Annotated in this window: 19 protein-coding genes; 14 read left to right on the forward strand and 5 right to left on the reverse strand. The window is 72.5% G+C overall.

Annotated elements, in window-relative coordinates; translation table 11 throughout:
• Positions 1 to 25: 25 nt before the first annotated feature.
• The 6 genes from AB0E02_RS11490 (at position 26) to AB0E02_RS11515 (ending at position 6,530) form a co-directional block, all read left to right on the forward strand.
• Positions 26 to 907 (forward strand): NTP transferase domain-containing protein, encoded by an 882-nt coding sequence (locus AB0E02_RS11490; RefSeq protein ID WP_362137783.1) that lies wholly within the window; start codon positions 26 to 28, stop codon positions 905 to 907.
• On the forward strand, positions 904 to 2,484 hold the full coding sequence (locus AB0E02_RS11495) for a molybdopterin-binding protein (RefSeq protein ID WP_362137784.1): 1,581 nt from the start codon (positions 904 to 906) through the stop codon (positions 2,482 to 2,484). The genes AB0E02_RS11490 and AB0E02_RS11495 overlap by 4 nt, the downstream gene beginning before the upstream one ends.
• Positions 2,481 to 3,623 carry a potassium channel family protein gene (locus tag AB0E02_RS11500; RefSeq protein WP_362137785.1) on the forward strand — a complete coding sequence of 381 codons (1,143 nt, stop codon included), beginning with the start codon at positions 2,481 to 2,483 and terminating at the stop codon, positions 3,621 to 3,623. Before AB0E02_RS11495 ends, AB0E02_RS11500 begins: the two co-directional genes overlap by 4 nt.
• 104 nt (positions 3,624 to 3,727) lie before the next feature.
• A complete protein-coding gene (locus AB0E02_RS11505) occupies positions 3,728 to 4,705 on the forward strand; it encodes an NAD(P)H-quinone oxidoreductase (RefSeq protein WP_362137786.1) in 978 nt (325 codons plus the stop codon).
• A 137-nt stretch (positions 4,706 to 4,842) separates the two neighbouring features.
• The gene (locus AB0E02_RS11510) at positions 4,843 to 5,706 is read left to right on the forward strand and encodes a hypothetical protein (RefSeq protein ID WP_362137787.1); all 864 of its coding nucleotides are present in this window, start codon (positions 4,843 to 4,845) and stop codon (positions 5,704 to 5,706) included.
• Positions 5,707 to 5,966: 260 nt separating this feature from the next.
• Positions 5,967 to 6,530: a bacterial proteasome activator family protein gene (locus tag AB0E02_RS11515; protein WP_030411532.1), complete on the forward strand. Its 564-nt coding sequence runs from the start codon at positions 5,967 to 5,969 to the stop codon at positions 6,528 to 6,530.
• Positions 6,531 to 6,593: 63 nt separating this feature from the next.
• Here AB0E02_RS11515 and AB0E02_RS11520 read toward each other — a convergent pair whose 3' ends face one another.
• Positions 6,594 to 8,255, reverse strand: coding sequence for a protein kinase (locus tag AB0E02_RS11520; RefSeq protein ID WP_362137788.1), 1,662 nt, complete (start codon positions 8,253 to 8,255; stop codon positions 6,594 to 6,596).
• Between the two features lie 321 nt (positions 8,256 to 8,576).
• Between AB0E02_RS11520 and AB0E02_RS11525 the strand changes: the two genes are divergently transcribed.
• The gene (locus tag AB0E02_RS11525) at positions 8,577 to 10,190 is read left to right on the forward strand and encodes a protein kinase (protein WP_362137789.1); all 1,614 of its coding nucleotides are present in this window, start codon (positions 8,577 to 8,579) and stop codon (positions 10,188 to 10,190) included.
• Between the two features lie 21 nt (positions 10,191 to 10,211).
• Here AB0E02_RS11525 and AB0E02_RS11530 read toward each other — a convergent pair whose 3' ends face one another.
• The 3 genes from AB0E02_RS11530 to AB0E02_RS11540 all read right to left on the reverse strand — a co-directional run bounded on the left by AB0E02_RS11530 (position 10,212) and on the right by AB0E02_RS11540 (position 12,528).
• Positions 10,212 to 11,255: a phosphotransferase gene (locus AB0E02_RS11530; RefSeq protein WP_362137790.1), complete on the reverse strand. Its 1,044-nt coding sequence runs from the start codon at positions 11,253 to 11,255 to the stop codon at positions 10,212 to 10,214.
• A 52-nt stretch (positions 11,256 to 11,307) separates the two neighbouring features.
• On the reverse strand, positions 11,308 to 11,727 hold the full coding sequence (locus AB0E02_RS11535) for a pyridoxamine 5'-phosphate oxidase family protein (RefSeq protein WP_362137791.1): 420 nt from the start codon (positions 11,725 to 11,727) through the stop codon (positions 11,308 to 11,310).
• A 141-nt stretch (positions 11,728 to 11,868) separates the two neighbouring features.
• Positions 11,869 to 12,528: a response regulator transcription factor gene (locus AB0E02_RS11540; protein ID WP_362137792.1), complete on the reverse strand. Its 660-nt coding sequence runs from the start codon at positions 12,526 to 12,528 to the stop codon at positions 11,869 to 11,871.
• A 327-nt stretch (positions 12,529 to 12,855) separates the two neighbouring features.
• On the opposite strand from AB0E02_RS11540, the gene pdhA reads away from it, so the two are divergent.
• From pdhA to AB0E02_RS11565, 5 genes are read left to right on the forward strand one after another with little or no spacing between them, the layout of a single operon-like run.
• Positions 12,856 to 14,073, forward strand: coding sequence for a pyruvate dehydrogenase (acetyl-transferring) E1 component subunit alpha (gene pdhA / locus AB0E02_RS11545; RefSeq protein WP_362137793.1), 1,218 nt, complete (start codon positions 12,856 to 12,858; stop codon positions 14,071 to 14,073).
• A gap of 2 nt (positions 14,074 to 14,075) precedes the next feature.
• The gene (locus AB0E02_RS11550) at positions 14,076 to 15,059 is read left to right on the forward strand and encodes an alpha-ketoacid dehydrogenase subunit beta (protein WP_362137794.1); all 984 of its coding nucleotides are present in this window, start codon (positions 14,076 to 14,078) and stop codon (positions 15,057 to 15,059) included.
• Positions 15,060 to 15,082: 23 nt separating this feature from the next.
• A complete protein-coding gene (locus AB0E02_RS11555; protein ID WP_362137795.1) occupies positions 15,083 to 16,564 on the forward strand; it encodes a dihydrolipoamide acetyltransferase family protein in 1,482 nt (493 codons plus the stop codon).
• A 6-nt stretch (positions 16,565 to 16,570) separates the two neighbouring features.
• Positions 16,571 to 17,578, forward strand: coding sequence for a helix-turn-helix domain-containing protein (locus tag AB0E02_RS11560; protein WP_362137796.1), 1,008 nt, complete (start codon positions 16,571 to 16,573; stop codon positions 17,576 to 17,578).
• Positions 17,579 to 17,626: 48 nt separating this feature from the next.
• Complete coding sequence (locus tag AB0E02_RS11565; RefSeq protein WP_362137797.1) at positions 17,627 to 18,082, forward strand: VOC family protein; 456 nt, start codon at positions 17,627 to 17,629, stop codon at positions 18,080 to 18,082.
• Between the two features lie 6 nt (positions 18,083 to 18,088).
• Here the strand turns inward: AB0E02_RS11565 and AB0E02_RS11570 are convergent, their stop codons facing one another.
• A complete protein-coding gene (locus AB0E02_RS11570; RefSeq protein ID WP_362137798.1) occupies positions 18,089 to 18,265 on the reverse strand; it encodes a hypothetical protein in 177 nt (58 codons plus the stop codon).
• A 198-nt stretch (positions 18,266 to 18,463) separates the two neighbouring features.
• On the opposite strand from AB0E02_RS11570, the gene AB0E02_RS11575 reads away from it, so the two are divergent.
• Both AB0E02_RS11575 and AB0E02_RS11580 read left to right on the forward strand, forming a co-directional pair.
• Positions 18,464 to 19,303, forward strand: coding sequence for a GNAT family N-acetyltransferase (locus AB0E02_RS11575; RefSeq protein ID WP_362137799.1), 840 nt, complete (start codon positions 18,464 to 18,466; stop codon positions 19,301 to 19,303).
• Positions 19,304 to 19,428: 125 nt separating this feature from the next.
• Complete coding sequence (locus tag AB0E02_RS11580) at positions 19,429 to 20,112, forward strand: GntR family transcriptional regulator (protein WP_362137800.1); 684 nt, start codon at positions 19,429 to 19,431, stop codon at positions 20,110 to 20,112.
• Positions 20,113 to 20,189: the final 77 nt, after the last annotated feature.

The following is a 20,189-nucleotide window of genomic DNA, read 5'->3' on the forward strand; positions in this document are numbered from 1 at the left end:
CGCCGAGGACGGCGATACTCAAGAGGTGAACGACCACACCGACCACGACGTGATCGTCCTGGCCGGCGGCGCGGCCCGGCGGCTCGGCGGGGCGGACAAGCCCGCCCTGTCCGTCGGCGGCCGCCCGCTTCTGGACCGGGTGCTCGCCGCCTGCCCCGATGCGGCCCGCGCCGTGGTCGTCGGCCCCGCGCGCCCGACCGCCCGCGCCGTGCTGCACGCCCGCGAGGACCCGCCGGGCGGGGGCCCGCTCGCCGCGCTGGACGCCGGCCTGCGGCACAGCACCGCCCCCACCGTGCTCGTCCTCTCCGCGGACCTGCCGTTCCTGACCGCCGCGACGGTACGCGACCTGCTGGCGGCGGCCGCCCCGGCGGACGGGGCGCTGCTCCAGGACGCCTCCGGCCGCGACCAGCCGCTGGTGGCGGCCTACCGCGCCGAGCCGCTGCGCCGCGCGCTGGCGCGGATCCGGGACGAACACGGCACACCCGCCGGCCTGCCGCTGCGCGCCCTGCTGGCCGGGCTGACGCTCGTCCGGGTCCCGGACCCCACGGACACCGCCGCCTTCGACTGCGACACCTGGGAAGACCTCGGCGCGGCGCGCGCCCGGATCAGGGAGCATGGACACGTGCTGGATGAATGGATCACCGCAGTCAAGGCCGAACTGGGCATCGACCTCGATGTCGACGTGGCGGCGCTTCTCGACCTCGCGCGGGACGCGGCGCACGGCGTGGCCCGCCCGGCCGCGCCGCTGACCACCTTCCTGATCGGGTACGCGGCGGGACAACAGGGCCGGGACGTCAAGGAATTGACCGACCGGGCCGCCGCCCTGGCGAACCGCTGGGCCGCGGAGGCCGAGGGGCCGGCGGGGCCCGGGGACGCCGCGGGCACCGGAACGAAGCCCGCGGAATGACCGACGGCGAGACCGGCGGGGCGCTCGGCGCCGCCCGGGACGACCGGCGCGGCGGCGACCCGTTCGAGGACGCGCTCGCACTGGCCAACCACACCCGCGCCACGGCCACCGGCCCGGCCCGGCGGCCGGAAACCGGCCCCGCCACCCCGTCCGCGGGCGGCCCGCCCACGGCGGACTCCGGTGCCGCACCCGCGCGCGGCGACCACGACCCGGACGCCGCCACCGGCTCGTCCGGGCCTTCCGGCCCCGCGGAGGACGGCCGGCCGCCGTCCTCCGCCCCGCGCCGCAGGCCGCCCGCCACGCCCTGGCAGCGCGCCCGCGACCTCGCCGCGCACGCCGTCGCCGGGCCGCTCGCGCCGGTGGCCACCCCGCTCGCCGCGGCGCTCGGCCGGACGCTCGCGGTCCCGCTGACCGCACTCACCGACCTGCCGTCGTTCGACACCTCGGCCATGGACGGCTGGGCGGTCTCCGGCCCCGGCCCCTGGCGCGTCGACCGGCCCGCGGGTGCCGCTGCGGGCATCCTCGCCGGTCAGGCCCCTGCCGAGGTGCTCCAGGACGGCCATGCCATCGCGATCGCGACCGGCGCGCGCCTGCCGTCCGGCGCCACCGCCGTATTGCGCAGCGAGCACGGCGAGGTACGCGACCTGCCCGGCGGCGGCCGGCAGCTGCACGCGCCGAGGCCCGTACCGCCGGGCCAGGACATCCGCCCGCGCGGCCAGGAGTGCCGCCGCGGCGACCACCTCCTGCCCGCCGGCGCGCTGGTGACCCCCGCCGTCCTCGGGCTGGCCGCCGCGGCCGGCTACGACGAGCTGACCGCCTACCCGCCGCCGCGGGCCGAAGTGTTCGTCCTGGGCGACGAGTTGCTGGACCACGGGCTGCCGCAGGCGGGCCGGATCCGGGACGCGCTGGGGCCGATGCTGGGGCCCTGGCTGCAGGCCCTCGGCGTGGTCGCGGCCGCCCCGCGGCACCTCGCGGACGACGCCGACACGCTGTACACGGCGCTGGCGGAGTCCACCGCCGACGTGGTGATCACCACGGGCGGTACGGCCGCGGGCCCGGTCGACCATGTGCATCCGACCCTGCGCCGCCTCGGCGCCGAGGTGCTGGTGGACGGCGTGGCGGTGCGCCCCGGGCATCCGATGTTGCTGGCCCGGCTGGCCCCGCGCCGGCACCTCGTCGGTCTGCCCGGCAACCCCCTCGCCGCGGTGTCCGGGCTCTGCACGCTGGCCGAGCCGCTGCTGCGGGCGCTTGCCGCCCGCCGCCCGCCCGCCCCGTGCCGTACCCCGCTGACCGCGCCGGTGCACGGGCATCCGCACGACACCCGGCTCGTCCCGGTGGCCTACCGCGACGACGAGCGGTACGGCCTGACGGCCGAGCCGCTGCACTTCCACGGCCCGGCCATGCTGCGCGGGATCGCCGCCGCCGATGCGCTGGCGGTCGTCCCGCCCGGCGGCGCGCAGCGCGGCACCGAACTCGAACTTCTGGAACTTCCCTGGTCAGCGGGGTGGTCGGGGGGCGGGCCGGCGGACCGGGCCGCCCTCGGTGACCCGTTCGGGCCGGCCGGAGGCGTCGCGTGAAGCTCCCCTCCCACGACAGCACGGCGCACGAGGTGCCCGAGGACCGCTCCCACCGCCTGATACTGCCGCGCCGGGCGCCGAAGGCGCCGCTGCGGCAGGTCGCCCGCCGGCTGATGATGGCCCTGGGGGTGCTGCTGGCGACGGTCTTCATCGTCTGGATGGACCGCGACGAGTACCACGACAACGCCGACGGCGCGCTCGACCTGCTCGACTGCTTCTACTACGCGACCGTCACGCTCTCCACGACGGGCTACGGCGACATCGTCCCGTACGGCGACAGCGCGCGGTTGCTGAACATCCTGCTCATCACGCCGCTCCGCGTGCTCTTCCTGATCATCCTGGTCGGTACGACCCTGGAAGTGCTGACCGAACGCACCCGTGAGCAGTGGCAACTCAAACGCTGGAGAAACGCCGTGCGCGACCACACCGTCATCGTCGGCTACGGCACCAAGGGGCGGTCCGCCGTGCAGACCCTCCGGGCGACCGGCGTCGGCCGCGACCGCATCGTCCTCGTCGACCCCAGCACCAAGGTGATCGAGGCGGCGGTGGCCGAAGGATTCGCCGGGGTCGTCGGCGATGCGACCCGCAGTGATGTGCTGCTGCGCGCCGAGATCCAGCGCGCCCGGCAGGTCGTCATCGCCACCCAGCGCGACGACACCGCCGTGCTCGTCTCGTTGACCGCCCGCCAGCTCAACAAGCGGGCCCATATCGTCGCGGCGGTGCGGGAGGAGGAGAACGCCCCGCTGCTGCGGCAGTCCGGCGCCGACGCGGTGATCACCTCGGCCAGCGCGGCCGGCCGGCTGCTGGGCCTCTCCGTGCACAGTCCCAGCGCGGGCACGGTCATCGAGGACCTGATCCAGCAGGGCAGCGGCCTGGACCTGATCGAACGCCCGGTGGTGAAGGCCGAGGTGGGCAGGTCCGTACGCGAGACCGACGATCTGGTCGTGTCCGTGCTGCGCGGCCACCGGCTGCTGGGCTACGACGATCCGGAGGCCAGCCCGCTGCAGAGCACGGACCGGCTGATCACCATCGTCCGGGCGGCCGTGTCGGAGGAGCCGGACCTGCCCGCCAAGCAGTCGGCACGGCCGACCCTCCCGGGCACCACCGTCTCCCCGATGCGCCGGCGGGACGACGAATGACGGCCCGTTAACCCGGTCCGACATGCGGCGGTGTGACGACGCGTCCGTGGTCACCGGCCCCCGTGCCATCGCTCTGCCCGCGGACGGCGAGTAGCCTCGCGCCCATGCGAGCGATCACTATCCCGGAGCCCGGTGGCCCCGAAGCACTTGTCTGGACGGATGTGCCCGACCCGCAGCCCGGCGAGGGCGAGGTCCTGATCGAGGTCGCGGCCAGCGCCGTGAACCGCGCCGACCTGCTCCAGCGGCAGGGCTTCTACGACCCGCCGCCCGGAGCCCCGGCGTACCCGGGACTGGAGTGCTCGGGACGGATCAGCGCGGTCGGCCCTGGCGTGCACGGCTGGGCGGTCGGCGACGAGGTGTGCGCGCTGCTGTCGGGCGGCGGCTACGCGGAGAAGGTCGCGGTGCCGGCCGGGCAGGTGCTGCCGGTGCCGCCCGGCCTGGACCTGGTCACGGCTGCCGCGCTGCCCGAGGTGACCTGCACGGTCTGGTCCAACGTCTTCATGATCGCCCACCTGCGGCCGGGCGAGACGCTGCTGGTCCACGGCGGCGCGAGCGGCATCGGCACGATGGCGATCCAGCTCGCCAAGGCGGTCGGAGCGCGGGTCGCGGTGACCGCGGGCGGCCCCGAGAAGCTGGCCCGCTGCGCGGAGCTCGGCGCGGACATCCTGATCGACTACCGCGAGCAGGACTTCGTCCAGGAGATCCGCAAGGCCACCGACGGCAAGGGCGCGGACGTCATCCTCGACATCATCGGCGCGAAGTACCTGCAGCGGAACGTGAAGGCGCTGGCGGTCAGCGGGCGACTTGCGATCATCGGGCTGCAGGGCGGGGTGAAGGCGGAGCTGAACCTCGCCGCGCTGATGGCCAAGCGCGCCGCGATCACCGGCGCCGGGTTGCGTGCCCGCCCGCTGAGTGAGAAGGCGGCCATCGTCGCCGCCGTGCGCGAGCACGTCTGGCCGCTGATCGGCAACGGCCAGGTCCGGGCCATCGTGGACCGTACGCTCCCGATGTCCGAGGCCGCGGAGGCGCACCGCGTCGTGGACGCGAGTGTGCACGTCGGCAAGGTCGTGCTGACCGTCTGAAACGGCCGTGGCGGCCTTCCGGAACACCCCTCCCGGGCCGTCGGCGGATAACCCGGCGGACAGTCCCAAGATGCCGTGCATCTGATCACATGTGACGCTGGGCTGGTCACCCGACGGCTCGGCACGGGAGGGGCACTGTGGTCGCTCCAGGTTTCCGTTCGCGCATTGCCAGCAGTCTGTTGGTCGCCGCCGTCGTCCTGCCCGTTCCGGTGGGAGCCGCCCCCGCGGCGGCCGCGGACCGGCAGGCCACACCGGTGGACCGTTCACCGCAACTCGTCCGGCCGGGCGATTCGCCGGACGACGACGTGCCGGAGGAGTTCCGGCCCGAGATGCTCGGGGCCGAGGCCTTCGTCGCCGAGGACTTCGGGAGCGATCTGCCGCAGGTCGAGGAGCCGTTCGTGCCGGGCCGGGGCCACCCTGGCCACCCGGGGGCTCCGGCCCGCTTCCGTGAGCTCCCGGACGGCTTTCCCGGCTTCCCGTACGACATGGCGGGCTATCCGCGCCGGGGGCCGCACCACCACCCGGGCCGTTGGCACGGCCGATGGCACCACCACCCCCATCCGTTCGGTCCGGGCTTCCACGGGGCGGGCCCGGGCAGTGCGGAGTTCGCGGGCCACGGCCACTTCCGGAAGGTGGGGCCGGGCGATCCGTCCGACTCCGCCCGCGCCCACCCGCTGCCCGGCCGGCGCGATCCGGTGAAGCGGCACGCCCCGGCGGAGGCCGTATCCGACGCCGCACCCTCGCACTCCACGCCGTCGCACCGCGTCAGGACGGCGGACCGGCGCAGCCACCGCTCGTACGAAACGCTGCCGCCGCTCCCGTCGCCCACCGTTCCCGAGGACGCGACCGCGGGCACCACGGACGGGGACGGGGACACGACCCGCCCGTACGCCCTGGAGTCCCCGACGGCCCCGGTCGAGCGGGTGCTGCCGATGGGTGCGGGTCTGGCGCTGACGGGCCTGGGCCTGGCGTTCCTGGGCCTGCGGCTTCGCCGCCGCTGAGGCCGCAGTTCCCCGTTCCCTGTCCCCGCCTCTCCTCGTTTCACGTGAAACGAGGAGAGGCGGGAACGGCACACCGTTTCACGTGAAACGCTCCCGGTTGTTTCACGTGAAACCGTTGAAACGGTTGGCGTGGTTTCACGTGAAACAGCGCGAATCCGTGGTTTCACGTGAAACGCCGGGGATCGGGTGCCCCGGAAAGGTGGATCACGTTCTCCTGGGGGCACCACCGTCGAGAAGCCCTCGTACGAGAGAATGGCGGCATGGATATGCCGATGAACGAACGGTCGCAGGAGAACCCGCACGTCCTGGTTGTCGGCCCGGACGGCATGGCGCTCGGCAGCGCCGGCTCCGGTGGCGGGGACGACGGCGACGAGCCCCGCGAGGTCCCGGTGACGGACATGGTCGAACAGCCTGCGAAGGTCATGCGCATCGGCAGCATGATCAAGCAGCTGCTGGAAGAGGTGAAGGCCGCTCCTCTCGACGAGGCCAGCCGGGTCAGGCTCAAGGAGATCCACGCCAGCTCGGTGAAGGAGCTGGAGGATGGGCTGGCGCCCGAACTGGTGGAGGAGCTGGAGCGACTGTCGCTGCCGTTCACCGATGAGTCGGTGCCGACGGAGGCGGAGCTGCGGATCGCCCAGGCGCAGCTGGTGGGCTGGCTGGAGGGCCTGTTCCACGGCATTCAGACCGCGCTGTTCGCCCAGCAGATGGCCGCCCGCGCCCAGCTGGAGTCGATGCGCCGGGCCCTGCCGCCCGGTGTCCTGCCCACGGAGGGCGACGAGGGCAAGCCCGGCCACGGCGGCGCCCGCTCGGGCCCGTACCTCTGACCGTATGCACGAGGGGCCGGCACGCGAGATGCGTGCCGGCCCCTTCTGTATGCGGTGCGACCGTCAGCCGCTGCGACCGGTGGAGATGGTCAGCTCGATCGTGGCGTCCTTGGTCGGGTACCACCAGCTGATGGCGGCCGGGGACTGATCCGTGACGGTGTTCTTGCCCCAGATCGCGCTGTCCTCTTCCTTGACGATCTTGTACTTCCAGCCGGCCGCCTTGATGCACTCCTTCACCGAGTCCAGGTTCTTGAACCGGAACGACGGGAAGAGGATCTTGCGCTTGTCGGCGTAGCTCTTGGTCGGGTTGGTGCACTCGGACGTCAGGATCGTCGCCGTCTTGTCCTCGGGGCGGACGCTCTCGCTGGGCGAAGCGGAGTAGCTGGACGGTGTGACGTCGCCGCCGGTGTCGTCGGTGGAACCGGCGCTCAGACCGATGCCGATCGCTATCGCGGTGACCACGACGACACCGACGATCGCCGAGACCACGATCACCGGGGTGTTGTTCTTCCGCCCGCCGGGCCCGCCGGCCGACGGCATCGAGGCGGTGACCGGCGGCGGGGGCGGGGTGTACGCCGGCGGAGCCTGGTAACCACCTGTGTTGAACGGCGCCGGGCCCGGGACCGGACCGGGGGCCGGCGTCGGGTAGGCGTTGTTCGGCGGCGGCGGGGGCGTCTGCGGGCCGAAGCCGACCGCCTGCGTCGGCTGGTAGGGCTGCTGGACGTTCGGCGGGAGCGGCGTCTGCGGGTTTCCGGACGTGGTGGGGAAGACCGCGGAGGACACCGAGGAGCCGCTGGTGCGCGCCCGCGGGCCCTCACCGATGATCAGCGGGGTGGCACCGGACTGGCCGGACCCGGCGATGCGCAGACACTCGTCCCGCATCGCCTCGGCGGTGGGGAAACGTTCGTTGGGGTTCTTCTTCAGCGCCCGGGCCACCAGCGCGTCCACGGCCGGCGGCAGCGAGCGGTTGATGCTCGACGGGACCGGCGGCTCTTCCTGGACATGGGCGTAGGCGATGGCGAGCGGGGAGTCCGCGTCGAACGGCAGCTGGCCGGTCAGCAGCTCGAAGAGCATGATGCCGACGGAGTACAGGTCGGAGCGGGCGTCCACCCCGCGGCCCAGCGCCTGCTCGGGGGAGAGGTACTGCGGGGTTCCGACCACCATGCCGGTCTGGGTCATGGACGTCACGCCGGACTGCATGGCGCGGGCGATACCGAAGTCCATGACCTTGACGACGCCGCGCTTGTTCAGCATGACGTTGCCGGGCTTGATGTCGCGGTGGACCAGGCCCATCTCGTGGCTGACTTCCAGCGCCGCAAGCACGTCGGCGGTGATCTTCAGGGCCTTTTCGGTCGGCATCGCGCCGTGCTGGGCGATATCGGCGTCGAGGTCGGAGCGCAGCGGCTGGCCCGCGACGTACTCCATGACGATGTACGGCACCATGCCGCCGTCGAGCTCGTCCTCGCCGGAGTCGAAGACCGAGACGATGTTGGTGTGCGTGAGCTTCGCCACTGACTGCGCCTCGCGGCGGAAGCGCTCGCGGAAGGCCTGCTCGCGGCCGAGCTCGGTGTGCAGTGTCTTGATCGCGACGTCGCGGTCGAGCACGGTGTCGTGCGCGAGGTGCACGGATGCCATTCCGCCGGCCCCGAGAAGATCACGAAGCTGGTAACGTCCTCCGCCGACCGAACGGCCCTCGAATTGGCCCTGAGCGCCGTCCTGGCTCATCGTTCCGCTTCCCCCTAGGCGCACGGCGCACTACCCGTACGTTATAGCGATCAAATCTGGAATTCCGGAGCCAAGTGTGCCCCAGGGCCCGGACACGTCAAGCTGTGTGCCCGTTCCGTGACCAGATGTGCAAGATCCGGTCACGGACCTGAGACGTTCGGCACCCTGAATCACCGGGGGTGAACTTGCGATGTCAGGCGAACGGCGGGTTTGATGGCCGGTCCACGACGGACCGGTGGGTGCCGCGGAACCTGTAGCGTGCTCTAGCGAAGACCGATGACCTTACCGCTCCCGGGCGGATCGATTCGACGGCGAGGACCGATGGCACCGACGCAGAGCCCCCAGGGCCCGTCCGATCCTGAGGCCACCGGCTCCCATGTCCCCGAGGCACCGGAGATGTGGGGCAACGGCGGCCTGGTCGGCGACGGCCGGTACCGGCTCACGCGGCGCCTCGGGCGCGGCGGTATGGCGGAGGTGTTCGCCGCCGAGGACGTACGCCTCGGCCGCACCGTGGCCGTGAAGCTGCTGCGTGCCGACCTCGCCGAGGACCCGGTGTCCAAGGCCCGCTTCACCCGCGAGGCACAGTCCGTGGCCGGGCTGAACCACCATGCGGTGGTCGCGGTCTACGACTCCGGTGAGGACCTGGTCGGCGGCAACACCGTGCCGTACATCGTGATGGAGCTGGTCGAGGGCCGGACCATCCGCGATCTGCTGCTGAACGCCGACGCCCCGCCGCCGGACCAGGCGCTGATCATCGTCTCGGGCGTGCTGGAGGCGCTGGCCTACAGCCACCAGCACGGCATCGTGCACCGTGACATCAAGCCCGCGAACGTGATCATCACGAACAGCGGCGCCGTGAAGGTCATGGACTTCGGCATCGCCCGCGCTCTGCACGGCGCGCAGTCCACCATGACCCAGACCGGCATGGTCATGGGTACGCCCCAGTACCTCTCCCCGGAGCAGGCGCTCGGCAAGACCGTCGACACCCGTTCCGACCTCTACGCCACCGGCTGTCTGCTCTACGAACTCCTCACCCTGCGGCCGCCGTTCACCGGTGAGACCCCGCTCTCGGTCGTCTACCAGCACGTCCAGGACATGCCGGTGCCGGCCTCCGAGGTCGCCGAGGGCGTGCCGCCGGAGCTGGACGGCCTGGTCATGCGGTCGTTGGCCAAGGACCCCGACGACCGGTTCCAGACCGCGGAGGAGATGCGCGGCCTGGTCCAGTACTCGCTGCAGATGCTGCAGGAGCAGGGCGGGCACACCGGCACCTGGAACACCGGCCCGGTGGTCATGCACGAGGGTGGTCACTCCCCTGTCATGGGGACCGCCGCGACCACCGCGCTGCCGCACCCCGACGCCGGCCAGACCACGGCGCAGCCGATCCTCACGCACGGAATGCGGGAGGACGACGGCGGCTTCGAGGGCGGGCCCCGCCCGGCCAGGGGCGGCCGCGGCAAGGTCTGGCTGATCGCGGCGCTCGCACTGATCGCCATCGCGGTCGGGGTGGCATTCGCGCTGCAGAACACCAAGGACCCGGGCCGGAAGCACGAGACCCCCACCACGCAGTCGCCGACGCCGAAGAAGCACAAGGAGACCACCGAGCCGACGACCGAGGAGCCGACCACTCCGGAGACCCAGCCGGAGGGCACCGGCGGCGACAGCGGTTCGTACACCCAGGCGCCGACGACGCAGCCGAGCACCCCGCAGACCTCCGAGCCGCCGACCTCGCAGCCGCCGACGACCGAGGAGCCGACCACCGAGCCGCCCACCGACACCACCGGTGGCACGGCCGACGGCGGCACCGCGGACGGTGGCACGGCCGACGGCGGCACCGCGGACGGCGGGACGGCCGACGGCGGCTCGACGGCCGGGACGGACAGCGGGGCGTCCTCGGGCGCGGACAGCGGCACCACGCTGGGCACGACCGGCGGCTGACCGGCCGCGCGCCGTCACGGGTCAGCGGGTGAACGCGTCGCGCACGGCGCGGTATTCGCGGGTCCACCACACCGCCAGGGCGGCCGCCGCCGGGAATTGCGGATCGGTGCGGCGGTCGCCGAGCTGGTAGCGCCAGGTGAGCATCCAGAAGTCGTTCAGCCGCTCCCACCACACCCGGTGGACGGCCGCGGCGAGCTCGTCGGCACCGGCTCCGCAGGCGCTGCGGTAGGCACCGGCATACGCCGCGACCTTGGCCAGGTCCAGGGTGCCGCAGGGGCGTACGAAGAAGATCGCGGCGGCGCGCACCGCCTCCTCGGCGCGGGGCTGGACGCCCAGCCGGTCCCAGTCGACGATCGCGGTCGGCTCGGTGCCGCGGTAGAGCACGTTCAGCGGGTGGAAGTCGCCGTGCACCCAGCCGGTGGCGGGTTCCGCGCCGGGTGCCGGGCGCCGGTGGGCCTGCCGTTCCAGGAGGGCCCGACGCTCCAGCAGCCGGTGCTCGGCGAGCTCGTCGAAGCTGGTGCGCGGGCGGGCGCAGCGGGCCAGGTCCAGCAGCTCGTCGATGGTCTCGAAGGTCCGCTCGGGGTCGGCGCCGGCGTCCGCGCAGGGCAGCCGGGGCGGATGTGGTTCGTCCGCCATGACCTGGGCCAGCGCGGTGTGCACGAGCCCGAGCAGGGCGCCGAGCCGGCGGGACTGGCCGGCGGTCAGGGCGGCCCCGCTCAGGTGCCGCCCCTCGACCCAGGGGTGAAGCGCGTAGCAGCGGCCGTCGAGGACGGTGACGGTGCGGCCGTCGGCGTCGGCGACGGGCGGGGCGACCGGGAGGCCGAGTGCGGCGAGCCGCCGGGTGGCGCGGTGCTGGCGGGTGAGCGCGGCCAGGTCGCCGTCGAGGTGGTGCTTGAGGAAGTAGCGGCCGCGGGTGGTGGCGAGGAAGTAGCCGTGGTTGAGCAGGCCCTCGGCGACGGGTTCGCAGGACAGCGGCGCGCCGGCGCCGGTGTAGTGGCGGAGCAGGGATCCGAGGGCGTCTTTGTCGGGCGTCGCCGCCGTCCGGACTACAGATGAGCGCAGCACGCGCCAGATGTTAGATCAACTACACCTATGCGGGTGGGGGTATCGGAAAGCCTCACCCAGAGTGAGCGAGGTCGGCGGCCGGCGCCTCGGTGAGGTGGTGCAGGGTGACGAACTCCGGCTCGACGCGCAGGAAGACGGGATCGAAGGGCACGCCGTCCGCCAGCCGGGGTGTGCGGCCGAACCGCTCCCGCTCGGCGGAGTCCGGGACGGTCACCCGGGCGGTGCCGATGACCTGCACGGACCAGGTGTCCGGTGCCCCGCTGCCGACGTTGTCGGCCTCGTACGCGACGACGCTCCCGTCCAGCGCCCGGTGGTAGCCGTAGCCGCCGTGCAACCGGAGGATCAGCCGCCCGCCGTCCAGGACGAGGTGCCGGGTGACGGTGGTGAAGGGCAGCGCCCGCCGACTGGCCGAGACCCGGCCGTAGCGGGTGCGGCCGAGCAGCTCGATGGCACGGTGGTGGTCGGTGGGCATGCCGCCACCCTGCCGGTGGGGGCGGGCGGTCAACAGGGTCCGGCAGCCTGGAACGAACGGGACGATGGTCCTGAATCGCCATGACCCGGGCGGCCGCAGTAGTGGCGGAACCCGCGGCGTGGCCGCCCCGTGACCCCTCGGTCAGCGGCGCTCCGCCTGCCGGCGCGCCACATAGGCGGCGGCCTGGGAGCGGCGCTCCATGCCGAGCTTGGAGAGCAGGCTGGAGACGTAGTTCTTGATGGTCTTCTCGGCGAGGTGGAGCCGCTCCCCGATGACGCGGTTGGTCAGGCCCTCGCCGATCAGGTCGAGGATCCTGCGCTCCTGCTCGGTCAGGCTCGCCAGCCGGTCGTCCCCCTTGGCGGCGTTGCCGTCGCGCAGCCGCTCCAGTACGCGGGCGGTGGCCACGGGGTCGAGCAGCGACTTGCCGGCGGCCACGTCACGTACGGCGGAAAGCAGTTCGTTCCCCCGGATGGCCTTGAGGACATAACCGGACGCACCGGCCATGATCGCATCGAAGAGCGCCTCGTCGTCCGCGAAGGAGGTGAGCATCAGGCACTTGATGTCCGGATTCTGTGAACGGATCTCCCGGCAGACCTCGACCCCGCTGCCGTCCGGCAGTCGGACGTCCAGCACAGCCACGTCGGGACGCGTCGCAGGGATCCTGACCAGGGCATCTGCGGCGGTGCCGGCCTCGCCGACCACCTCGATGTCCGCCTCGACAGCGAGCATTTCGTGCACCCCGCGGCGGACGACTTCATGGTCATCGAGCAGAAATACCGTGATTTTTCCGTCTTCGGGCACGGGCCCAGTCTCACACATCAAGTCTTCCCGTGCTCCAGGTCACCGATATAACGTGCCGTTGTCCCGGCGGCCTGCAACGCTGTGACCAGGAGTTGTTCCAGCCTTCGTGATTTTACTTGGAAATCCAAGCAAAATCGCAGGTCAGCGCCGTTTCCACTTCGGCTTTGACAATGGGTAACGTGCAATGAGCAGGCCACTGTCCGGGAGCTTTGTTCCACCCGGATCCGGCCGCGTTCGCACACACCCCGTGCGCCGTATCGGATACCGGGTGAGCCGCAATACGGCCACCGGCGGACCCCGGGGGCCGGACAGACGGAGGAGCAGCACGTGACCGTGGAAGGCACTGCGCAGCGGAAAAACACCCGCGGCAGCAGCAAGCGCACCACCGCCAAAAAGGCGACGCCGGCCAAGAAGGCGTCCCCGGCCAAGGCCCGTACCAACGGCCGGCCCGAAGAGGCGGAGCAGGATCAGCTCGTACAACTGCTGACCCCGGAAGGGAAGCGGGTCGAGCACCCGGACTACGCCATCGACCTTTCCCCCGAAGAACTGCGCGGCCTCTACCGCGACATGGTGCTGACGCGGAAGTTCGACGCCGAGGCGACCACCCTCCAGCGCCAGGGCGAGCTGGGCCTGTGGGCCTCGCTGCTGGGCCAGGAGGCGGCTCAGATCGGCTCCGCCCGTGCCCTGCGCGACGACGACTACGTCTTCCCGACGTACCGCGAGCACGGCGTCGCCTGGTGCCGCGGGGTCGACCCGACGAATCTGCTGGGCATGTTCCGCGGCGTCAACAACGGCGGCTGGGACCCGAACAGCAACAACTTCCACCTCTACACCATCGTGATCGGTTCGCAGACGCTGCACGCGACCGGCTATGCGATGGGTGTCCAGAAGGACGGCACGGATTCCGCGGTCATCGCGTATTTCGGTGACGGTGCCTCCAGCCAGGGCGATGTCGCGGAATCCTTCACGTTCTCCGCGGTGTACAACGCCCCCGTCGTGTTCTTCTGCCAGAACAATCAGTGGGCCATTTCCGAACCCACCGAGAAGCAGACCCGGGTGCCGCTCTACCAGCGCGCCCGCGGTTTCGGATTCCCCGGCGTACGGGTCGACGGCAATGACGTGCTGGCCTGTCTCGCGGTGACCAAGGCGGCGCTGGAGCGGGCGCGCACCGGCCAGGGCCCGATGCTGATCGAGGCGTTCACGTACCGGATGGGCGCGCACACCACCTCCGACGACCCGACGCGCTACCGCGGGGACGAGGAGCGGGTGGCCTGGGAGGCCAAGGACCCGATCCTGCGGCTGCGCACGTACCTGGAGGCCGAGGGCCTGGTCGACGAGGCGTACCTCGCGACCATCGACGAGGAGAGCGAGGCCCTGGGCAAGCGGGTCCGCGACGCGGTACGCGCCATGCCGGACCCGGACACCATGGCGATCTTCGAGAATGTCTATGCCGACGGGCACGCGCTCGTCGATGAGGAGCGCGCGCAGTTCGCCGCGTACCAGGCGTCGTTCGTCGATGCCGATGTCCTGGCGGAGGGGAACTGACCATGGCCGTCCACGAGAAGATCACCATCGCCAAGGCGATCAACGCCTCGCTCCGCGCCTCCATGGAGGCCGACCCCAAGGTCGTCGTCATGGGCGAGGACGTCGGCAAGCTCGGCGGCGTCTTCCGGGTCACCGACGGGCTGCAGAAGGACTTCGGCGAGGACCGGGTGATCGACACCCCGCTCGCCGAGTCGGGCATCGTCGGCACCGCGATCGGCCTGGCGCTGCGCGGCTACCGCCCGGTCGTCGAGATCCAGTTCGACGGCTTCGTCTTCCCCGCCTACGACCAGATCGTCACCCAGCTCGCCAAGATGCACGCCCGCGCGCTGGGCAAGATCAAGGTGCCGGTCGTCATCCGCATCCCGTACGCGGGCGGCATCGGTGCGGTCGAGCACCACTCCGAGTCCCCCGAGGCGCTGTTCGCGCACGTCGCGGGCCTCAAGATCGTCACTCCCTCGAACTCCTCCGACGCCTACTGGATGCTCCAGCAGGCCATCGCGGGCGACGACCCGGTCATCTACTTCGAACCCAAGCGGCGCTACCACGACAAGTCGCGGCTGGACACCGAGTCGATCCCGGACCCGCTGCACAAGGCCCGGATCACCCAGAGCGGCTCGGACCTGACGCTGGCCGCCTACGGCCCGATGGTGAAGGTCTGCCTGGACGTCGCCAAGGTCGCGGCCGAGGAGGGCAAGTCGGTCGAGGTCGTCGACCTGCGCTCGCTCTCCCCGATCGACTTCGACACCCTGCAGTCGTCGGTGCAGAAGACCGGGCGCCTGGTCGTCGTCCACGAGGCGCCGGTGTTCTTCGGCGCGGGCGCGGAGATCGCCGCCCGGATCACCGAACGGTGCTTCTACCACCTGGAGGCCCCGGTCCTGCGCGTCGGCGGCTTCCACGCCCCGTACCCGCCCTCCCGGCTGGAGGACGAGTACCTTCCGGGTCTGGACCGGGTGCTCGACGCCGTCGACCGTGCGCTGGCGTACTGAGGGTTTGAGGAGAGTTCGTAACCATGACTACAGGCACCGCCAACGCCCAGCGCTTCCGCGAGTTCAAGATGCCCGACGTGGGCGAGGGGCTCACCGAGGCCGAGATCCTCAAGTGGTACGTCCAGCCCGGTGACACCGTCACCGACGGCCAGGTCGTGTGTGAGGTCGAAACCGCCAAGGCCGCCGTCGAACTGCCCATCCCCTACACCGGGGTGGTGCACGAGCTGCGCTTCGGCGAGGGCGTGACCGTCGACGTCGGCACCGCCATCATCGCGGTGGACACCGACCCGGGCGCGGGACCGGCCGAGGCCCCCTCGACCGCGAGCGCGCCGCAGGAGGCCGTACCGGCCGAGGAGGACGCCGAGCCGCAGGGCCGGCAGGCGGTACTGGTCGGCTACGGCGCCGCGCCGTCCTCGACCAAGCGCCGGGCGCGCAAGCCGCAGGCCGGTGTGCCGGCCCAGCCGGAGCCGGTGAAGGCCGCGCTCCAGGCCGAGCTGAACGGGCGGCCCGCGGCGCAGCCGGCCGCTCCCGTCGCACCGCAGCCGGCCGCCACGGTGACGCCGGACGCCCGGCCCGTGGGTGCCGGGACCGCCGGGCGGCCGCTGGCCAAGCCGCCGGTGCGCAAGCTCGCCAAGGACCTCGGCATCGACCTGGCGACCATCTCCCCGACCGGGCCGGACGGCATCATCACCCGCGAGGACGTGCACGCGGCCGCCGCCCCGGCACCGGCGCAGGCACCGGCCGTGGAGGCTCCCGCCGCACAGGTTGCCGCGCCCGCGGTGACCGGTGTCGTGGACGCCGCGGCCCGCGAGCGGCGGGTACCGGTCAAGGGCGTACGCAAGGCCACCGCGCAGGCGATGGTGGCCAGCGCCTTCACCGCGCCGCACGTCACGGAGTTCATCACCGTCGACGTGACCCGCACGATGAAGCTCGTCCAGGAACTGAAGCAGGACCCGGACATGGCCGGCCTGCGGGTCAACCCGCTGCTGATCGTCGCCAAGGCCCTCCTGGTCGCGCTCAAGCGGCACCCGGAGGTCAATGCGTCCTGGGACGAGGCGAACCAGGAGATCGTCTACAAGGACTATGTGAACCTCGGCATCGCGGCGGCCACCCCGCGCGGGCTGATCGTCCCCAACATCAAGGACGCCGGGTCCAAGACGCTCCCGCAACTCGCCGAGGAACTGGGCGAATTGGTCGCCACCGCCCGCGAGGGCAAGACCTCTCCGGCGGCCATGAGCGCTGGCACCGTCACCATCACCAACGTCGGTGTCTTCGGTGTCGACTCCGGTACGCCGATCCTCAACCCGGGGGAGTCGGCGATCCTCGCCGTCGGTGCGATCAAGCTCCAGCCCTGGGTGCACAAGGGCAAGGTGAAGGCGCGCCAGGTCACCACCCTCGCGCTGTCCTTCGACCACCGTCTCGTCGACGGCGAGCTGGGCTCCAAGCTGCTCGCGGACATCGCGGCGGTGCTGGAGCGGCCGAAGCGGCTGATCACCTGGGGCTGACCCGGGATGCGGGGCCGGTCGGGCAAGGGCGTCGTTTCACGTGAAACGACGCCTGGGGCCGGGGCCGGTGTTTCACGTGAAACACCGCCCCACGCCCCCGCCGGACCGGCCCGCCCTCATGCCAGGACCGCGCCCGCTGCCGTCCCGTCCGGTGCCGTCGACGAACAGCTGATCGCCCGGCCCGCGCCCGCGCTCCGGCCGTACGTCAGCTCCTACGCCGCATACCGGCAGGCCGGGGTCCCGCCCGCCCTCCACCGCGGGCTGCCCTCGCCCCGGCTGACCCTGATCTTCACCCTCGACGAACCGCTCACCCTGGCCGGTCACCCGGACCCCGGCCAGGCTCCCGGCAGCTACGCCACCCTCCTCGGCGGATTGCACACCCGTCCCGCGCTGATCACCCATCAGGGCCGCCAGTCCGGCATCCAGCTCGGTCTGCACCCGCTGGGCGCCCGGGCGCTGCTGGGACTGCCGGCCGGTGAGCTGGCCGATCTCGATCTTCCCGCGGAGGCGGTGCTCGGGCCGCGGGGTCGGGACATCGCCGAGCGGCTGCGGGCGGCCGCCGGCTGGCCGGAGCGGTTCGCGCTGCTGGACGCCCATCTGCTGCGGTGGCTGGACCGGGAGCCGGGTGGCGCGGGGTCCGCCCCGGCGCCCGAGGTCGCCCGCGCCTGGCAGCTGCTGACCGCCTCCCGGGGCGCCGTACCGGTCGCGGCGCTCGCCGACGACATCGGCTGGAGCGCCCGCCATCTGACCGCCCGCTGCCGGCAGGAAACCGGTCTGACGCCCAAGGCCGCCGCCCGGGTCATCCGTTTCGACCGCGCACGACGACGGCTGGGCGCCGCGGCCCGTACCGGTTCGCCGCCGCTCCTCGCCGAACTGGCCGCCGACTGCGGCTACTTCGACCAGGCGCACCTCGCCCGGGAGTTCCGCTCGCTGGCCGGCTGTCCGCCCAGCCGGTGGCTCGCCGAGGAGTTCCGAAACGTCCAAGCCCCGGCGGACGGCTGCGCGAAAGGCTGAGGCCGGCGGCCCACCCGGGGCCGTACCGACCGAGGAGGAACGGCGCTCATGCCGCAGACCACATCTGAGACCACCACATCCCCGCACGGCTCCGCGCCGGCACCCGCGCCCCAGGTGTGGCCGATGCTCCGGGCCCGGGACGCCCGCGCCCTGATCCGGTTCCTGACCGAGGCCTTCGGCTTTGAAGCGACCGCGGTGTACGGCGACGGGGAGCGGGTCGCGCACGCCGAGCTCTCCTGGCCGGAGGGCGGCGGCATCATGCTCGGTTCCGTCCGCGAGGCGGACGACGACCCCTGCGGGCTGCAGCCGGGTGCCTCCGGTGCCTATGTGGTCACCGACCGGCCCGACGCGCTGTGTGCTCGCGCCCGGGCCGCCGGTGCGGAGATCACCGACGAACCGGCCGACACCGACTACGGGTCGCGGGGCTTCAGCGCCCGCGATCCGGAGGGCAACCGCTGGTCCTTCGGCACCTACCGCGGCGCGCCGCACCCGGTCCGGTCGTAGGGCCGGTCAGCCGCGGATGAGCTCCACGGCGCGGCTGAAGTGGGCCACCGGCCCGGTCGGGCGGGACTCATCGGCGTGTGCGGCGCCGCGGGTCAGCGCGATCCCCGCCCACAGACCGGCGACGATCAATGCCAGTACGACGGTGTTCCGCGCACGACGGCCGGCGTTCGTCCTGGACTGCATGGTCAACTCCCCTGGAATCCCGGAGCCTCCCCGGCTCCATGCCTCCATTCACCCATGGAATCCGGGCCGCTCTGTACGCGCGAGGTACGGACTCGGGTCAGACCTGAGGTGGACCCGCCGTCCGCCTGTGGTCCCCCTTGCGACCGGGGCCGGGAAAGGGTTTGCGGTCGCCGTCCGGAGCCGCTTACCGTCGGCGGAATGAGCCGCGACGTGATCATCCGCCGGTACCGGGACGCTGACCAGGACGTTGTCGTCGATCTCTGGTCGCGGGCGGTGCGCCGGGCGCATCCGTTCATCGAGGGGGAGGGCGAGGGCGAGCGCGCGCGGATCCTCCGCGAGGTGTATCTCGTCCGGGCCGAGAACTGGGTCGCCGAACGCGCGGGCACGGTCATCGGGCTGCTCGGCCTGCTCCCCGGCGGCGAGATCGGCGGACTGTTCGTCGCGCCGGAGGCCCAAGGCGGCGGCGCAGGGCGGCAGTTGGTGGAACGCGCGGCGGCGCGGTACGGCGCGCTGACCCTGGAGGTCTTCGAGGGCAACGCCCGCGCCCGCCGCTTCTACGCGCACCTGGGCTTCACCGAGCGGGGGCGGCGGGTGGACGAGGAGACCGGCCACCCGCTGCTTGTCCTGGAGCGGGCCGCGCCGCTGAGGTCGGTGGGCTGGCTGCACGTGCGGGAGGGCCGGCTGCTGAGCGTCCGCACCCGCGGCAACGACACGTTCTACCTCCCCGGTGGGAAGTACGAGCCCGGGGAGTCCGCCCCTGAGGCGCTGTCGCGGGAGCTGTCCGAGGAGCTCGGCCTCGACGTCCCCGCCGGGACCCTGACGGAGGCGTTCGTCATCCATGACGTCGCGCACGGCAAGAACGGCCGCCGGCTGCACATGACCTGCTTCACCGGCGGGCCGCAGGACATCGTGCCGGTGCCGGGCCGGGAGATCGCCGAATACGCCTGGTTCGACCGCCGGGAGGCGCGCGAGCGCTGTGCCCCGGCGCATTCCCAGGTCGTGGACCGCCTGGTGGCCCAGGGGCGGATGCCGGGCTGACCCAAGGCCCCGGCCGTCCGTCGATCGTCCGCGCCCGTCCGCCGGTCCGCCCGTCCGCACCCACCGATCGTCCGCATCGCGGAATCACGTTTCGGACGCATACCTGTTGTATCTATCCTGTGCGCATGCCCACAGCGTCCACGCCCACCGCCCCCGCCGGAGAATCCACCGCCAGACAACCGCCCGCCGCCGAGCGGGTCTATGCGCACGTCAAGGACGCCGTCCTGCAGCGCCGCTACGAGGGCGGCATGCTGCTCACCGAAGGCGAGCTGGCCGACGCGGTGGGGGTGTCCCGGACGCCGGTGCGCGAGGCGCTGCTGCGCCTGGAGGTCGAGGGGCTGCTCAAGCTCTACCCGAAGAAGGGCGCCATGGTGCTGCCGGTCTCCGCACAGGAGATCGCCGACGTGGTCGAGACCCGGCTGCTGGTGGAGAAGCACGCCGCCGCCAAGGCGGTGCCCGCGAGCGAGCCGCTGCTCACCGAGCTGACCGAGCTGCTGGACACCATGCGCGAGCAGGCCGCGTCCGGTGACCTGGCCGCCGTGTCCGTCACCGACCGCGCCTTCCACGCCGCCATCGTGCGCAGTGCCGGCAACCAGATCCTGGACCGGCTCTACGAGCAGTTGCGCGACCGCCAGTTGCGGATGGGCGTCGCGGTGATGCACGCCCACCCCGACCGGATCGCGAAGAACATCGCCGAGCACGCCGAGATCCTCGACGCGCTGCGGGCCGGCGACGCGGACGCCGCGACAGAGGTCGTGCACCGGCACGTCAGCTGGGTCCGCAACCTCGCCCAGGGAGACGTGCGATGAGCGGTGGCACCGGCGGACCGGACGGCTCCATAGACGGCGGATCCGGCCCGGGTTCCGGCTCCGTGGGCGGCGGTTCG

Origin of the sequence: Streptomyces sp. NPDC048196, from assembly GCF_040652715.1 — a bacterium.
GTDB classification, from domain to species: Bacteria; Actinomycetota; Actinomycetes; order Streptomycetales; family Streptomycetaceae; genus Streptomyces; species Streptomyces siderophoricus.

Bases quoted from the DNA above. Each gene is read 5' to 3' on its own strand.
- AB0E02_RS11495 (WP_362137784.1), top strand. From the start codon at position 904: ATGACCGACGGCGAGACCGGCGGGGCGCTCGGCGCCGCCCGGGACGAC.
- AB0E02_RS11505 (WP_362137786.1), top strand. From the start codon at position 3,728: ATGCGAGCGATCACTATCCCGGAGCCCGGTGGCCCCGAAGCACTTGTC.
- AB0E02_RS11515 (WP_030411532.1), top strand. From the start codon at position 5,967: ATGGATATGCCGATGAACGAACGGTCGCAGGAGAACCCGCACGTCCTG.
- AB0E02_RS11520 (WP_362137788.1), bottom strand. From the start codon at position 8,255: ATGAGCCAGGACGGCGCTCAGGGCCAATTCGAGGGCCGTTCGGTCGGC.
- AB0E02_RS11525 (WP_362137789.1), top strand. From the start codon at position 8,577: ATGGCACCGACGCAGAGCCCCCAGGGCCCGTCCGATCCTGAGGCCACC.
- AB0E02_RS11535 (WP_362137791.1), bottom strand. From the start codon at position 11,727: ATGCCCACCGACCACCACCGTGCCATCGAGCTGCTCGGCCGCACCCGC.
- AB0E02_RS11550 (WP_362137794.1), top strand. From the start codon at position 14,076: ATGGCCGTCCACGAGAAGATCACCATCGCCAAGGCGATCAACGCCTCG.
- AB0E02_RS11555 (WP_362137795.1), top strand. From the start codon at position 15,083: ATGACTACAGGCACCGCCAACGCCCAGCGCTTCCGCGAGTTCAAGATG.
- AB0E02_RS11560 (WP_362137796.1), top strand. From the start codon at position 16,571: ATGCGGGGCCGGTCGGGCAAGGGCGTCGTTTCACGTGAAACGACGCCT.
- AB0E02_RS11565 (WP_362137797.1), top strand. From the start codon at position 17,627: ATGCCGCAGACCACATCTGAGACCACCACATCCCCGCACGGCTCCGCG.
- AB0E02_RS11570 (WP_362137798.1), bottom strand. From the start codon at position 18,265: ATGCAGTCCAGGACGAACGCCGGCCGTCGTGCGCGGAACACCGTCGTA.
- AB0E02_RS11575 (WP_362137799.1), top strand. From the start codon at position 18,464: ATGAGCCGCGACGTGATCATCCGCCGGTACCGGGACGCTGACCAGGAC.
- AB0E02_RS11580 (WP_362137800.1), top strand. From the start codon at position 19,429: ATGCCCACAGCGTCCACGCCCACCGCCCCCGCCGGAGAATCCACCGCC.